The 16,097-nt window shown below is 40.4% G+C and carries 8 protein-coding genes; 7 read left to right on the plus strand and 1 reads right to left on the minus strand.

Features of this window, described 5'->3' with window-relative positions; all coding sequences use genetic code 11:
• The 7 genes from HUJ19_RS09995 to HUJ19_RS10025 form a co-directional block, all read left to right on the plus strand.
• A partial coding sequence (locus HUJ19_RS09995) for a class I SAM-dependent DNA methyltransferase (RefSeq protein WP_290623982.1) occupies positions 1-1,701 on the plus strand: 1,701 nt, incomplete at its 5' end.
• Entirely contained in the window at positions 1,691-2,950 is a 1,260-nt protein-coding gene (locus tag HUJ19_RS10000) for a restriction endonuclease subunit S (RefSeq protein ID WP_290623984.1), read from the plus strand. The genes HUJ19_RS09995 and HUJ19_RS10000, both read left to right, overlap by 11 nt.
• Before the next feature lie 10 nt (positions 2,951-2,960).
• Positions 2,961-6,311 carry a P-loop NTPase fold protein gene (locus HUJ19_RS10005; protein WP_290623986.1) on the plus strand — a complete coding sequence of 1,117 codons (3,351 nt, stop codon included), beginning with the start codon at positions 2,961-2,963 and terminating at the stop codon, positions 6,309-6,311.
• Positions 6,312-6,359: 48 nt separating this feature from the next.
• Positions 6,360-8,978, plus strand: a complete 2,619-nt coding sequence (locus HUJ19_RS10010; protein ID WP_290623988.1) for an AAA family ATPase — start codon at positions 6,360-6,362, stop codon at positions 8,976-8,978.
• Complete coding sequence (locus tag HUJ19_RS10015) at positions 8,978-10,291, plus strand: McrC family protein (RefSeq protein ID WP_290623990.1); 1,314 nt, start codon at positions 8,978-8,980, stop codon at positions 10,289-10,291. Before HUJ19_RS10010 ends, HUJ19_RS10015 begins: the two co-directional genes overlap by 1 nt.
• Positions 10,288-13,560, plus strand: coding sequence for a type I restriction endonuclease subunit R (locus HUJ19_RS10020; protein WP_290623992.1), 3,273 nt, complete (start codon positions 10,288-10,290; stop codon positions 13,558-13,560). The genes HUJ19_RS10015 and HUJ19_RS10020 overlap by 4 nt, the downstream gene beginning before the upstream one ends.
• 11 nt (positions 13,561-13,571) lie before the next feature.
• Positions 13,572-14,303, plus strand: coding sequence for a SprT family zinc-dependent metalloprotease (locus HUJ19_RS10025; RefSeq protein ID WP_290623994.1), 732 nt, complete (start codon positions 13,572-13,574; stop codon positions 14,301-14,303).
• 837 nt (positions 14,304-15,140) lie between these two features.
• Here HUJ19_RS10025 and HUJ19_RS10030 read toward each other — a convergent pair.
• A complete protein-coding gene (locus tag HUJ19_RS10030) occupies positions 15,141-15,377 on the minus strand; it encodes a hypothetical protein (protein ID WP_290623996.1) in 237 nt (78 codons plus the stop codon).
• Positions 15,378-16,097: the final 720 nt, after the last annotated feature.

The following is a 16,097-nucleotide window of genomic DNA, read 5'->3' on the forward strand; positions in this document are numbered from 1 at the left end:
TTCCGTGGCACTATCTCTGCTGATACCTATAAAGATTTCATCCTGACTATGCTGTTCTTAAAGTACATTTCGGATGTATGGCAAGACCATTACGATGAGTATAAGAAGGAGTATGGCGATAACCCAGAAGTGATTGAGGCGATGATGAAGTCTGAGCGCTTTGTTCTTCCGGAAGGCACCAGTTTTTATGCGCTCTATGAAAAGCGTCATGAAATGGGTAATGGCGAACGGATTGATAAGGCGCTGCATAAGATTGAAGAAGAAAACGGTAAGAAGCTGCGCGATGCTAGTAAAAGTGTGTTCCAGGATATTTCCTTTAATACGGACAAGCTGGGTGATGCTAAGCAGAAGAACACGATTTTGCGTCATTTGCTGGAAGACTTTGCTCGCCCTGAAATGAACCTGAAGCCGAGCCGTGTCGGTAACCTCGATGTGATTGGCAATGCCTATGAATACTTAATCGGTAAGTTCGCCGCCCAAGGCGGAAAGAAAGCCGGTGAATTCTATACCCCGCCTGAAGTATCGGAAGTGATAGCACGTCTGTTGGCGCCGAAAGAAGGCGAAAGCATTTGTGATCCGGCGTGTGGCTCTGGCTCACTCCTCCTGAAATGCAGCAACTGGATTAAAAAGCACTACAACTCCAAGCGCTATGAGCTATACGGTCAGGAAGCTATCGGCTCAACCTGGTCGCTGGCTAAGATGAACATGTTCCTGCATGGCGAAGATAACCACAAAATTGAATGGGGTGATACCATCCGCAGCCCTAAGCTGCTGGATAAAGACGGCAATCTAAAGTTATTTGATATTGTGACCGCCAATCCACCATTCTCTTTAGATAAGTGGGGCCATGACGAAGCCGAACATGATCCACACGGTCGTTTCCGTCGCGGCGTTCCCCCAAAAACCAAAGGTGACTACGCCTTCATCACCCACATGATTGAAACCCTGAAACCACAAAGCAAAGGCTCAAAAGGCGGTCGTATGGGCGTTGTGGTGCCACACGGTGTTCTATTCCGTGGTTCCAGCGAAGGTAAAATCCGTAAACAACTGATTGATGAAAACCTGCTTGATGCCGTAATCGGCCTACCGGAAAAACTGTTCTACGGCACCGGTATCCCAGCCGCCATTTTAGTGTTCCGAAAAGACCGCAAAAACTCAGTCATTGCAAGCGAAGCGATGCAATCTCAATCCCGTCATTGCGAGGAATCGCAAAGCGTTGACGCGGCAATCTCGAAAAGTTCTCCACGAGTCCTCTTCATCGACGCCTCAAAACACTTCAAAGCAGGAAAAAACCAGAACCAACTAACCGAAGACGACATCAGCCGCATTATCCAGACCTACCGTAAATACCGCGAGCTACTCGGCGCAGAAGACGGTAACGACCCCATCGGCATGGACAACGGCACAGCCAGCTCAAAAGAGCTGCTCAAACAATTTGAAGAAGCCATGAACGGCGAAGGCTTCGACCAGAAAACCAACGCAGGCGTCCTGGTCGATAAATACGCCTACATCGCCACCTATGAAGAAATCAAAGAAAACGACTACAACCTCAACATCCCGCGCTACGTCGACACTTTCGAAGAGGAAGAAGAAATCGACCTCATGGCCGTTAGAGAAGAACGACTAAAGCTCAATCAGGAACTTAGCCAACTGGAAAGCGAAATGGAGAAATACCTAAAGGAGCTGGGTTATGGTGCCTGAGGGTTGGGAAACTGGTCAAGTTAGGGACTTGGTTGAAAGCCTTGATGCAGGAGTGTCAGTTAACTCAGAAGATGATGGTAATACCTGCGCACCTTATAAAATCTTGAAAACTAGTTGTGTATCATCTGGCGTATTTAAGGAAAATGAGACTAAATCTGTATTGGATGATAATGAAATCAATAGACTAAAAGAGCCTGTTATTAATGACTCGATTATTATCAGTCGAATGAATACTCCAGCCTTGGTAGGTGCAAATGGTTACGTTGAACATGCCCCGAAAAACACCTTCCTGCCAGATAGGTTGTGGCAAGCAAAGCCAAAAAAAGAAAAAGTAGAGATGAGATGGCTTGCTTATTGGTTTGGATCAAGCCATACAAGATACATCCTTTCGAGCTTAGGGACAGGTACTAGTGGTAGCATGAAAAACATCACGAAAGGTGATGTTTTAAATTCTAAAATTCTTATTCCACCTGTACCTGAGCAAAAGAAAATCGCCCAAATCCTATCCACATGGGACAAAGCCATCACAACCACCGAAAAGCTCCTAAAAAACAGCCAACAACAAAAGAAAGCCCTCATGCAACAACTCCTCACCGGCAAAAAACGCCTTCTCGACGACAACGGCGTTAGGTTTAATGGAGAATGGCGAAAGTGTCGTATTGAAGAATATTTTGATGTGGGGTCTAGTAAAAGAGTATTACAAGAAGATTGGAAAAACAAAGGGGTACCATTTTATAGGACAAGAGAGCTTGTTTCGCTTAGTAAGAATGAAAAGTTTAGAAGTGAAATATTCATATCAGAAGATTTGTTTTTAGGATTGTCAGAGAAGTATGGAGTTCCTTCTGAAGGCGACTTTCTAATAAGTGGCGTTGGTACTTTAGGAATATCTTATCAAGTTAAACATGGGGATAGATTTTACTTTAAGGATGGTAATGTTCTTTGGCTAAAGAAAAGACCAGGGGTTAACTCTGACTTTTTTAAGTATAGCTTTGATTCAAAATATGTCCAAAATCAGATAAAAGCACAAGCGTCAATTACAACCGTTGGAACATACACAATAACAAATGCCAGAAAAACAAAGTTTTTGTGCCCGCCAACCTTAAGTGAACAAGAAAAAATTTCTGAAGTAATGAATGCTTGTGATGATGAAATATTAATGATTCAGTTAAAACTGAAAAAATTAAAGAAAGAGAAAAAAGCTCTTATGCAGCAGCTATTAACTGGCAAACGAAGGGTTAAATTGGATTAAGGAGGGATTCTTGGACGCTAAAACAAAAACATATAATTTTAAAATCCTCAATGAAGAAGTCGCGGATGAAGACTTTTTCGAGGATCAAACCCATGAAAATATAGCTGAAACGATCCATTTACTTGTTAGTAACTCCGAAAAAGCAAGCACCATAGGCCTTGAAGGTGACTGGGGTTCAGGAAAATCTACAGTTGTAGAGATACTAAGAAAAAAAGTCGACCGTAAAACACTATTTTTTCATTTTGACGCATGGGCGCATGAAGGTGACCCTTTACGAAGGATTTTCCTAGAGTCACTAATTAATGAAATTGATGAATGTGAGTCCGATGAAGTTCTCCAAGAAACAAAAAAGAAAATATCCTTAAAGACGAAAACAGTAGAAATAAAAAGCTCTAAGCTAACATCGAAGCTTGGAGCTGGGCTCTCAATTGCCGCAATGTTAGTTCCAATCGGTATTGCATTGATAAATTTTATTGAGCCAGAATCTATTACTTTCGATATAACAGGTGAGCTAGAACCGCACTGGTTAGCAATAATTGCGTTATCCTTTATTTGTACTCCAATATTATATTTAATTTACTGGGCTTTGGGTGGCGATTTAAATGATGAAGGGAAAAAGGATTGGAGTTTCTTTCAAAGTAAGTCAGAAGATACATATAATCAGGATATTGTCGAGGACGGCGAAAGAACCTCCGTGGAGTTCGAAGAATATTTTAAGGATATTCTCGGCGAGTACGTGGGTAAAGGGAAAAAGTATGAGCGAGCCATAATCGTAGTTGATAACTTGGATAGAGTGTCTCAAGATGAATTTCTAAAAATCTGGTCAACGCTCCAAGCGTTTTTTCAACATAGAAATAGTCGTCAAAATAATACGTATATAAAGAGGACATGGTTTATTGTCCCCTTCGATAGGAAAGGGTTGGAAATACCATTAAATCGCATTAGCAATAATGCCCCCGGATTAATTGCTGCTGAAACTGGTGAGATCCTTGTTAGTAATATAGATCCTATTTCTAAAGAAAGGCGTGATATAGCCAAGTCTTTTATTGATAAATCCTTTCAAATAATACTTGATGTTCCAACTCCAATCATGTCTGGCTGGGATAAGTATTTGTCCAAACACATTAAAGAATCTTTGACTAGCTGGACTCCCGAGGAAATAGCTGAAGCAGCTGAAATGTTTAAGAAATATGCTGCAATAGAATGTAATCAAAGTCCAACGCCTAGGCTAATGAGGAATTATATTAATCAGTTAGGTGCCTTGAGACTTAGGTTTTCAACAGATTTTAGGGTTAAGTACCTTTCTGCATATGCAATATTGAAATTGGATCACGCTAGATCTGAGCTTCAAGAGTTACTTATCAATAGACAACTACCTACCTATGTATCTCCTTTTTATAATGAAGAAATATATGAGTCTATTGCAGGGATTTTATATGGGGTCGAACGATTAAAAGGAAAGGAGCTACTACTAGCTGACATGCTAAGGAAGTTTGTTATTGATGGAAAATCAAAACAGGTTAACGAGTTACTCAAAAATCATGGTAGTGCATTTTGGATTGCGTGGAGAGCTGCATGGCCTTCTATAAAGCCAGACAGAGATCTGGCCGACGATGCAAAATATAATCGATTAATAGTATTTGAAGAGATTTTTGCTCCCAGAGAATTTCAAAATGATTACTTAAAGTCTCTGGAAGACTCGATTTGTAAATCTACAGCGAAAAGGGATTATACAAAAGTTGATTATCCCGACATGCTTTTTCGTTTAGCAGGGTTAGTTGCAAACCCTGCGCACTTCTACAATTGGATGAAGTCATTCTATATTACTGAATTGCAAGCAAGTATAAACAATCTTGCTGAAGGAACAACCAATGGGGATTTAGAAAAGATTGTACCTCTAAGTCATATTAGAGCATTTCTAATTGAAAAAGGGATAGACCTAGAAAAAAAACACCATCAGAAACTAGATTTTAATGGCTATAGAAATTGGAAAGAAGTGCTGAATGAACATGAGGTGGATTTCGACGAGATTTTACCTAGTAAAGAGTTATTAATTAGTTCCGCTCGTAGCCTTATTCGAAATAGAATGCTTGAAAAAGTATTTGCCGAAGTGGCCTTAGACTTAATTTTAAAACATTCAGAATTTTATCAGTCAGATTTTGATGAACTTCTAGACGTACTAAGTCATTGGATTTATGACCCTGTAATTCAGAATAATAATAAAGAGAGTAGTTTGATTGGTTATAAACTTTTACTTGCAATTTTCTCACATGGTTCTGAGGAGCATAAAGCAAAAATATGTAAAGCGGTTAATGATCAACGTTTTATTAGAGTGATTAATCAGTACTATCCACAAGTTGATCCTGACTTACTATTACTTATACAGATTTGCTTAGGAGATAAACTTGACACAAACAACATACTGAGAAACGAATATAAGCAAAAGGCTAGCTTGTTAAAAACTCATGATTCAGAGGAAATTAGCGAAATTATCAGTAAATATGATTTTAATGATGAACTTTGGGATTTGGCTCGTTATGGCTATAAGTTCGCAGCTGATGCTTTAACCCAAAAGATTCTAAACATTGAATTCAATGATTACTCCAAAGGGATGCTCTATTTCGATGAAATTGACTGTTTATCAGATAACTTTCCAGACAATGAAATACAGAATAAACTTGTTGATAACTTCTTGCAATATAACTCTCTGGAAGATATTGAACAGCAAATAAGTAGTGACCCACTATCCTACGATAAAGTAATTTATCTATTATACGATGTTGAGAAAGAAGAAATAGCAGCTTATTGTTTAAAAGTTGTTGGTGGATTATCTAAAGACCAATGGCAAGATTGTTTTGAGAGCAACTCCTACCTCTTGGATGTGGCATTTAATTCTAAATGGAAAGCAAGTTCTAATTACGTAGATGTATTTGAATGGTTTTATAAATCAATCGCTCAAGGTGATTTAGAAACTCCACATGAGTGGTTTTTCAATCATTTTTCCGATCTTTCATCCGTCATTCCAGACTCAAATGTGTCTATCAAGAGCATTACAGAGACCTATTTTAATACTGTTGAAGATAAACTAGATGATAAAGGATTCAACGGATTAAAGGAGCATTTCAAAGATTTTATTAATATTATAAGCGAATCACACTTAGAGAGAAGAATCACTTACTGGATAAAAGAATCTCACTGGGGAAGAATAAATTGGCTTTTGGAAAATACCAATTTTGAGAAATTCAGAGCTAATGAAAACCTAAAACAAAAGATTAAAGACTTGGCAAATGACGACGAACTATCTGATGAGATTAAGCAGCTTTTAAAAATGTTAGCTAAAAACCTCCGCTTCAGGCTTTAGAGAGATATAACGGATCTCTTCTATTTGTAATTTATAACAGGAGCTATAATGAACCAATTTACGTGGAAGCCCGCATTTAAAGCAATTACAAATTGGATTGCAGATTATGAAGATAGGCAAGAAGAGTTAGTAGATATACTCAATAAAACCGGTATTGATAAAGGTTTAAAAGATAGGGATCAACATGGTAATGAAATTCCGCTAAAAGAAATTGACCCCTTTTCCTTTATGTCTATGTTTATGAAATATGGAGACAAAAAAAGGACTGAATATATTACCAAACTACTTAAAAGTCAGAATGTTGAGTGTGAGATTCCAAGTGATTTCAATGGAGTTCCTTCTTCACAAGCTTTAAAGACATGGTTGTTTCCTTATGCGTCTCACCGTAGCCCAGATATGGTCAAAACTTTATGGGAAGTTTTTAAAGCTGCAAAAGATGAGCAAGTTACAGCGCAGTTATTCAATAGAGCTCTAAAGATACCTAATGCTGGATTTGCTACTTTAACCGAGTGCCTATTCTACACATTCCCCGAAAAATACCTTCCAATTAATAAGGTTACCAAAGTTTGGTTTGAGCATAATGACATTACTTCACCAAGTAATTGGGATGAGTACGTGAATACTCTTAAATACATTAGAAGTAATTTCTCATCTGACTTTGCTCAAATTTCCTTCGATGCTTGGAAATTTAGTCAGAAGAGTTTTAGTGCTAAAGCGGCAATTAAATTCCTAGAGTCGAGATATGCGGAAGGCTATATATATAAAAGTCGAGGAATCAGTATTTTCAAAACCCAATTGGGTAAGTTAATCGCTATAGAACCTAAGCTATTAAGTGCGAAAGTATATTTACAAGAAGACCCTTTCGATGAGTTTGATGATGTCAAAGTACGTTTGTTATCCGATAAAGAGAACACAAATGTCTTTTCTGACTTTAAAAGTATTAACTTGGATAAGTTAGGATACCTTGTTGATATTGAAAGTGAGGATGAGCTATCTAATATTTGCGATTGGTATGACGAATATGAAGGGGAGAACGTGGAAGAAGCTTACAGTTCTTATGACAACCATGCTAAAAGTCGAATTGATTGTAGGGTGTTGAACACAATCCTTTACGGCCCTCCAGGAACAGGTAAAACCTATATAACTACTGAGGCTGCAGTTGAACTTGCTGACCCAGTATGGTTTTACGACCTGTTTGAGCGAAAATTAGGAGACGGTGAATACCGTCAGCAATTAAAGAAAAAGTACGATAGTTTAGTTGAAGAGCAGCGGATTGCTTTTACGACTTTCCATCAAAGCTTTTCATACGAAGATTTTGTTGAGGGTATACGAGCAAGTACTTCTAAAGATCGCTCAGGGGTTCAATACGATGTTGAAGATGGCGTTTTTAAAATAATTGCAGATAATGCAAGAACGGCTACAACATCTAAGATAGATTCTCAAATTGCAGATAACCCAACGATTTGGAAAGTGTCGCTAGGAAAGGGGGAAAGTGATTTAAAAGATTATTGTTTTGATAATGATGAAATTAGAATTGGTTGGCCGTTAGCTGGTAATTTAGCCAATGAAGATAGAACTCCAGAGCAGGATGCTTATTTTAATTCTCGATCTTCTAGTACTCGTAGTACCTTTTCCTGTTTTGTAGAGCAGATGAAAATTGGTGATATTGTATTAAGTTTAAAGGATCAAAATTCTGTTGATGGTGTTGGTGTTATTACCTCTGATTATGAGTACATACCGGGTGGCGATGAGTGTTCTGATCACTATATAAACAGAAGGAAGGTTAAATGGTTATTCAAGAATATTGAGCTCAATATCTTAAAACTTAATAATCAAATAAAACTCGTCCAGAAAACGGTATATAAGCTTGATCGGTTTGACTGGGATTCATTATTAGCTGAGTTGTCGAAACGAGGTTATTCTGTAGAGTCACCTTCGAAGGATAAGCCCAATTATGTCTTAATTATCGATGAAATTAATCGAGGCAATATTTCTAGGATATTTGGTGAGCTGATTACTTTGCTTGAGAAAGATAAGCGGATTGGCGGCTCTGACGAACGTAGCGTTATCTTGCCTTATTCTAAGAAGCCTTTTTCAGTTCCTACTAACCTCTATGTATTGGGAACAATGAATACTGCGGATAAATCATTAGCTCAGTTGGATTTGGCTTTAAGACGCCGTTTCGAATTTAAAGAGATGCTACCTGATCCTGAGTTATTGAGGGATATTAATGTTTATGGCGTTAATATTGCAGAATTATTAACCATAATGAATCAGCGGATTGAGATCCTTTTAGATCGAGACCATTTGATTGGGCACAGCTATTTCTGGTCACTCAAGGATTTAAAAACTGATGAAGAAATGCTGGATGAACTTGGAGTTATATTCCAGAACAAGATTATTCCACTGCTACAGGAATACTTCTTCGCTGATTGGGAGCGAATCGGATGGGTATTAAACGATATTGATAAAAAGCACAAGCTAGATCGATTCATTCACCTAAGTGAAGACTTAGAGAATGAGAAGCTCAGCAAGATCTTCAGCGACAAGGTGGTTTCGGAAGTGAGTGACCGCCGTTATAAAATTAATTTAGAAGCTTTTAAAAGAATAACTGCTTACAAGTACATCATTGAGAAGCATAGTACTAAAGAGCGGGAAGAAGCCTAATGATACAGGTTCGGGAGTATGCCACCATAACTACAGCGACTCATAGTGAACCTTCGCTAGACAGAGGTATTGTTTCAGAAGAAACCTTTGACTGGCTGATTGAGCTTAATGAGGGGATGAAAAACAGCTTTAAATTGCTGGTTGTGCAAAACCACCAGGAATTAAAACTCAATAGTTATGTTGGCTATATTCAAAGCCCGAACGGCGAAGGTATCGAGATTCTTCCCAAAACGGGTTTGGGGCAAGACAACCCCGAAGATTCACGGGCAATTCTGCAAAAGGTTTTAATGAGCTCGTTGCAGTTAGAAGCAAAAGAGTACGGTGCTGCTAAATTAAATCGTACTAGACTTCCTATTCACGAGTGGATATTTAAGCAATTCTTGGATCAGTTGAAACTATTGGTATCTCGTGGACTTAGGCATGATTACGATAGAGTCGAAGAAGAAGCTCGATTTATCAGAGGGCAGCTGAATATCGCGGCTCAGCAGAGACAACCGCCTGGTAAGGCGCATCTGTTCCATATCCGTCATGATGTCTATAGCCCTAATCGAATAGAAAACAGGCTGATTAAGACCGCGCTTTCTTATGTTAAGAAGTTTTGTAAGTCTGCTGAGAACTGGCGGTTAGCTAACGAGCTTTCGCATTATCTGGATGTTATTCCTGAAGTTGAAAGTCCCATGAGCCATTTCCACCAATGGCAAAATACCAAGCTGATGCAGCCCTACAATGCCATAAAACCTTGGTGCCGCTTGTTGTTAGAACAGTTAAATCCCAGTTTTCAAAAAGGACGTTTTAGCGGCATTACTTTGCTATTCCCAATGGAGCAGTTATTTGAGAATCATGTGACCGCCTGTTTGCAAAGCCAGGTTTCGGCAGGTTCAAAGGTGTTGCAGCAACGCTCTTCGATGTACTTGTTGACCCATACTCCAGAGGGTAGTGATGTTACCGGTGAATGGTTCCAACTCAAGCCAGACTTACTTCTGTCGAACATTGGTTCTGATCAGGTTCTAGATATCAAGTGGAAGCTTCTCGACGCGGATGAGAACACAACCGACAAAAAGTACAACATCAGTCAGTCAGATTTGTATCAGCTGTTTGCTTACGGTCATAAATATCAGAATGGCACAGGTAATATGATGCTGATTTATCCGAAGCATCGTGGGTTTGCACAGCCCTTGCCGATGTTCAGTTATTCACCCGAATTACATTTATGGGTTGTTCCTTTTTGTATAGAAGATGATTGTTTAATGAGGGGCGATTGGGAAGGTCATTTTGCCAGCCTCAGTAATTTAGAATTAAAGGATATTGCATGAGTCAGACAATGCCAGAATTCCAAGAAGAATATAGTGCTAAGATCCCAGCGCTGACATTGCTGGCTAATTTAGGCTGGACGTTTATTAGCCCTGAGCAGGCGTTGAAGCTACGCGGCAATAGCCAGAATGAAGTGGTGCTGGTTGATGAGTTGCGCAGGCAGCTGCAAAAGCGTCAGTTCGAGTTTCATGGCGAGCGGTATTCTTTAAGCCAACAAAGCATTGATACGATTGTTGCTAACCTCCAGCCGCAGTTAAACGAAGGCCTCACTAAAGCTAATGAGAAGATTTATAACGCTTTAGTGTATGGGGTTTCGGTTACTGAAATTATTAATGGTAAAAAAGCCCATCCGACTATTTCTATCATTGATTGGGACTCAATCGACAATAACAGCTTCCTGTTTACCGACGAGTTTAGCGTTACCCGTAATGGTGGGGTTGGTAGTAAACGCCCTGATATTGTCTGTTTCGTCAATGGTTTGCCGTTGGCGGTTATTGAAGCCAAGCGCCCCGATGGACATGCCAGCAAAGGGCCTACGGTTAAAGAAGGTATTTCGCAGTGTCTAGGCAATCAGCATAACGATGAAATCCCGCACCTGTTTGCTTACAGTCAGGTACTACTGAGTATTAGCGGCAACGATGGCCGTTATGCCACTTGTGGGACACGCCCTAAATTCTGGGCAGCCTGGCGCGAAGAAGACTTTAGCGATGAGCAGATGGCTGCGTTGAAGAATAAGCCTTTGGCGAAAGAGTCCTTTAATGCCATATTCGATTGCCGTGAAGCTCGTTACCGCAACTGGTATCAAAGCCTGGTTGCTGGCGGAGAGTTGGCGCTGACCAAACAAGACAGGCTTTTGATCAGCTTATTAACACCAGAGCGCCTGCTAGAGATTAGTCGTTACTTTGTATTGTTCGACAGTAAGATTGGTAAGATTGTCGCTCGCTATCAACAGTTCTTTGGCACCAAAAGGCTCATGGAGCGGGTGCAGCAAAAAGATGCCGACGGTTCGCGTCGTGGCGGTGTTATCTGGCATACCACGGGGTCGGGTAAGTCTCTGACCATGGTGTTCCTGTCCAAGGCGTTGCTCCTCAATGAGTCGCTGAAACAGTGCCGCATTGTAGTTATTACAGACCGAAAGGATTTGGAAACTCAGTTAAGCGCGACTTTTACTACTGGCGGTGAGCTTGAGGGCAAAAAGGACAAGAAGGATTCACTCGCCACTTCTGGCCGAATGCTAGCCAAACAGATTGGCCAGGGCCATCAACGGATTATCTTTTCACTGATTCAAAAGTTTAACTCCGCAGCTCGATTACCCGAGTGCCACAACGACAGCCCAGACATCATTGTTTTGATTGATGAGGGGCATCGTAGCCAAGATGGTGAGAACCACATCAGAATGCGTCAAGCGCTACCAAATGCATCCTTTGTGGCCTTTACCGGAACGCCACTGCTTAAAGATGATAAAACCACCAACAAGTTCGGCTCCATCATCCATGCCTACACCATGCAACGTGCGGTTGAGGATAAAGCGGTTACACCATTGTTGTATGAAGAGCGGATCCCTGATCTTGATGTGAATGATCGAGCAATTGATGCTTTTTTCAATCGACTGACTCAGGGGTTAAGCGAAGAGCAAGTTGCTGACCTCAAGCGTCAGTATGCTAAGAAAGGTGCGGTTTATGGTTCTGAAGATAGAATCAAGCTGATTGCCGCAGATATCGCCAGCCATATTCAGGCGAACCTTCCAGAGGGTCAGAAAGCTCAGTTAGCGTGTGACAGTAAAGCCTCAGCGGTTAAGTATAAGAAACAGTTTGATGAGCTGGGGCTATTCGAGAGTGCCATTGTTATGAGTGCGCCCGACATGCGCCAAGGCCATCAAAACATTGAGGATGTGCCTGAAGTGATCCAGTGGTGGAACGATAACATTGGTAATCAGGATGAAGGAGCTTACACCAAAGATGTGGTCAAACGCTTTAGTGAAGATCCCAATCTAAAGTTACTCATAGTAGTCGATAAATTGCTGACCGGCTTTGATGAACCCAAGAATACGGTACTCTATATTGATAAGCCTCTAAAAGAACATAACTTGATCCAGGCGATTGCGCGGGTCAATCGTTTACACCCCGATAAGAAGTTCGGCTACCTGATTGACTATCGAGGGATATTGGCAGAGCTGGATACTGCAATTGGAAAGTATCAGGACTTAGCGGCTCGCACCCAGGGCGGCTACGATATTGAAGATATCGAAGGCCTCTACTCGCACATGAACACCGAGTATCGAAAACTGCCTCAGCTCAATAAGAACCTGTGGAATTTCTTTGCGAGTGTTAAAAATAAAGGCGACAACGAACAGTACTATCAGGTGCTGCTGCCAAAGATTAAAGAAATCAACGGCGAGATGGTGGATACCAACCAGAAGGTACGTGATGAATTTTATGATGCCTTAAAAGAGTTCTCCTCTTGCCTGAAAGTGGCGCTCCAATCGGCAAACTTCTATGAAGACAAAAGCTTTACTGAAGAAGACCGAAAGGAATATAAGCAGACCCTGAAGAAGATGACTGCGATCCGTCAGGCCGTACAAAACTCTTTAGGCGAAACCATTGATTACAGTGAGTATGAAGACAGCATTAAAAAGCTATTGGATAAGCATGTGGTCGGGGTTGAGGTTCGTGAATCGGAAGGCGTTTATGAGGTAGGCAAAATGGGTCTAAGCCAGAAGGTCGACGACTGGACGGATGATAAAACCCGAAATGAAACGGATATCATCAAAACCCGCGTCACTAAAACCATCGAGCAGGACTTACGCGATGATCCTTATGCTCAGGAGGCCTTCTCCAAATTGCTCAGAGAAGTCATTGAGCAGGCAGAAAGCCAGTTCGACCACCCCATGAAGCAGTACATGCTGTTTAAGGAATTCGAAGAAAAGGTTAATAGTCGTGAGCTTGATGATATTCCAAGTGAACTAAAAGAATACAAGCGAGCGCAGGCCTTGTTTGGGATATTCAAAAAAGAGTTGCCGGAAACCTTTGCAACCATCCATGAAGATGACCTGCGAAGCTGGATAGATTTTGCGGTTGAATGTGATGAAGCGGTTGATACGGCTATCCATGAGAACTCACTGAATCCAGAAGAGATGGAAAACGCCATCAGGAAAAAGCTGATACCCAGCACCATGATGATGTGTAAGAACGCTGGCGCTGGCTTTGAACATGCAAACGCCATCGTAGAATCTGTTATTCACACTGTTCGTGTTGGGACGGGGCAAGGTTAATGGGGATTGCCATGACCAAGAAACTGCTAAGTTTTTACTATGGCGACGAAGCAATTGTCTTTGAGCGCAAAGACAAACAACAGTCCAGCCCTAAAGTCAGCATCAAAGTGCACTCAGACTGCACTGTTCAGGTCTATGCCCCAAAAGATGTATCCGACAAAGACGTAGTAGAAGCAGCAAAGAAACGAGGTCAATGGATTAACCGAAAGCTCAACGAGTTTAAAAAACTCAATGAAGAGCATAGTCCAAGAGAGTATATCAGCGGCGAGTCGCACTTCTATCTTGGTCGGAGATACATGCTGAAAGTGCATGCCGATAAAAAGCAGACATCAACAGTCCGACTTTTCCGAGGCACTTTGGAGATCTACTGCAAGGAGAAATCTGCCGAAACAGTTAAAGCGTTACTCGATGACTGGTACAAAGACAAAGCCAAACAAGTCTTCAAAGATCGGCTTGAAAAAGTCGTCCAGAAAACACCCTGGGTCACAGAACCGCCGCTATTCACCGTCCGCACCATGAAAAAACAATGGGGGAGCTGTAGCCCCAAAGGACGACTGCTACTCAACACCCACCTCGTCAAAGCATCCAAAGAATGCATCGACTACGTCATACTACATGAACTCTGCCACCTGGTAGAGCACAACCACAGCAAACGATTCTACAAGCTTATGGGACAGGTAATGCCGGAATGGCAATCTATAAAGAAACAACTTGATCGAATGGTTATCAGGTATTTTTATTAGTCCACATTTTCTTAGGAAAACCTTTTAAAATCCGCCCCTTCGAACCAGTGTTATTTTTCAACGCTCACAAATCTTGATAAGAGAGTTTGGGGATAATTTCTAAAGTGATTTAGTTATGTCCGAACAATGCTACTCGGTGAAAGATAAGAAATTTATCAACAATTAAGCCTGGCCTCTGAGCGGGCGTATAAGGCGGCTATGGATTAAAGTTAAGCTTTGGTGTTGATAAAGATTAAACGTTTGCCAGGTGAGCTATTAAAGGCCTTCGCGAGATGCTTGGCAAGTAGATAGGTCTGTTATTTGCATCTATCAGTCATTGCCTTATTTTTAGCCGCTAATCGAACAAAAGTCAGGTTCCATAATTTATTATCATTGCGAAAAATAAAACTGCATTCCTTTTTTGCTCTGGAGTACAGATTCTTTTTTCCACAATGTATTAAGAAAAGTCTATCGAGTAAAGAATTTACTGCAAACTTTCCATGCAGATTTATATTTCCTAATAATTAAGAAAAATGACCTATACTAAAAAAAAGGATGATCGGAGAGCAGTTCAAGTAATGCAGAATAGATATTCTTAATTATTATGAAAAATAAACCTTCAAATATAAATCCTTTAGGGGGTTAAGCCTATGATTATCAATGGGAAAGATAGGCAAAAATAACAGAAATACCTTGGGGAAAATGATGGTTGATTTTAGTTGTGAAATTATAGAAGGGATTGAACAAAGGATTTAATGGCGCAGGCACGGTGGTGCGTCATTATGACGCACATATTTAAAGGAAGGAATTTCAATTTCAATTCTGTGCGTCAATATGACGCACACTGAAATTATAAGCTTAGGCAGCGAAAGGGACGGCGTATTGGTGTTCAAGAGGATTGAACTCAAATTCCTTTGGAACATGAATGTAAGGTATTCTTACCTTTAGGGTTCGGCCATCTAAAAGGCATGCAAAGAATTCAAGATCGGGAATTTTGCCAAATTGCTCAGGTTCAATCATCAACTCTAGTTTTTTACTCTCTCTCTTTCCGTATACATCTGGAAGAATATATTCTGGGTTAAGAAAGAACTTCATCGCTCCTGTTCGTAATTTAAAGCGGATGAGAAACAATGAGATGGGTATCTTTAAAGGCTCCAAAAAGGCAGGAGAGGAGATTCACCACATAATTGAAAAAAGATTCTTATCTCGTTCCCCTGATCTTGCAAAGTTGTTTAAGCATGTGGACGTTCCATAATATATCATCTATTGCGAAAAATTTTTTTGCATTCCAGGATTGTTCAAGAACGCAAAATTAATATTCTTAATTACTAAGAAAAATAGCTTTGACCGACAGGTTGCTACAGCATAGTAACGCAATTCTATTTTTTGTAATTATTAGGAAAAATCAAGAGAGCCAAAAACTCTTTCGCTTATATGTGATTTTTAGAACGCAAAAATTCTTTTCGTAATATATTAAGAAAACTACCACCTGTACCAAAAAGCATTTGTGCCCACCGAATTGAAGAAAATATGGAAAATAGGACTTAACCTAATCCTGTTTCTGAGTAAGTTTATTGATGTATATGTGATATCCATCGCTACTATCGCTTAAGCTTTACTGAGATGAAATTACAACCTGGATACAAGGTGATATATCCTTATCAAGCGGGGGAGTGTGCGTCAGATTGCCGCACAAACTGAGAGCGCAGGAAGCAAATAACTAAATTGTGCGTCATATTGACGCACAGCCATATTGAAGATTAACAAATTGATTATTTATAGTTCTCAAACAGCCTATAAATGCGGGAATAATAA

It is taken from the genome of Kangiella sp. (assembly GCF_014762745.1).
Lineage (GTDB): Bacteria > Pseudomonadota > Gammaproteobacteria > Enterobacterales > Kangiellaceae > Kangiella.